Source organism: Streptomyces sp. NPDC047022, assembly GCF_040644155.1.
In the GTDB taxonomy this organism is placed as follows: Bacteria; Actinomycetota; Actinomycetes; order Streptomycetales; family Streptomycetaceae; genus Streptomyces.
The window spans coordinates 1-1,038 of the sequence record NZ_JBEYVV010000117.1; the positions used below are offsets into that span (position 1 = coordinate 1).

Consider the following 1,038-nt stretch of genomic DNA (forward strand, 5'->3'; position numbering starts at 1 on the left):
GTCATTGTTCGTGGTGAACCCGACCGAGCATGTGCTGCTGGTGGTGGTGCACCACATCGCGACCGATGGCTGGTCGACGGGTGTGCTGGCGCGCGATCTGTCGACGGCGTACGCGGCTCGTGTCGAGGGCCGGTCACCCGAGTGGTCTGCTCTGCCGGTGCAGTACGCGGACTACGCGGTGTGGCAGCGCGACCTGCTCGGTGACGAACGCGACCTCGACAGCCTCATTTCCCGCCAGGTCGCTTACTGGCGTGAGCGGTTGGCGGATGCGCCGGAGGAGTTGGCGCTGCCTGTCGACCGTCAGCGTCCGGCGGTTTCCACCCATCGTGGTCATGCCGTTGCGCTGGAGCTCTCCGCGGGGTTGCACAGCGGGCTTCAGGCCCTGGCGCGGGAGCGGGGTGTGACCCTGTTCATGGTGCTGCAGGCCGCGCTGGCGGTGACCTTGTCCCGGGTCGGCGCCGGCAGCGACATCCCGATCGGTACGGCGGTCGCGGGCCGCACCGACCAAGCCATGGACGACCTGGTCGGGTTCTTCGTCAACACTCTGGTGCTGCGTACCGATCTGTCCGGTGACCCGTCCTTCGCGGAGGTCCTGGAGCGGGTCCGGGAGGCGGGGCTCGGTGCGTTCGCGCACCAGGACGTGCCGTTCGAGAAGCTGGTCGAGGAGTTGTCCCCGGTCCGTTCGATGGGTCGTCATCCGTTGTTCCAGGTGATGCTGACCGTGCAGAACACGGCGGAGGCGGTGCTGGATCTGCCGGGTTTGGAGGTCGTCGGCCTGTCGGCGGGGACGGCGGTGGCGAAGTTCGACCTGGAGCTGTCCGTGGGCGAGGCCTTCGACGGCCAGGGCGCTTGTGCGGGCTTGCGGGGCACCCTCGTCGCCGCGGCCGACCTGTTCGACGCCGCCACGGCCGGGCGCGTTGTCCACTGGCTGCGGCGCGTCCTGGAGACGGTGACCGCTCGGCCGCAGACCCGGCTGTCGGCCGTCGAGGTCCTGGGCGAGGACGAGCTCCACCACGTACTGACGGAATGGAACGACAC

1 protein-coding gene is annotated in these 1,038 nt (G+C 69.3%); it reads left to right on the forward strand.

From position 1 onward, the window contains the following. Positions 1-13: 13 nt before the first annotated feature. A partial coding sequence (locus tag ABZ845_RS32010) for a condensation domain-containing protein (RefSeq protein WP_360987096.1) occupies positions 14-1,038 on the forward strand: 1,025 nt, incomplete at its 3' end.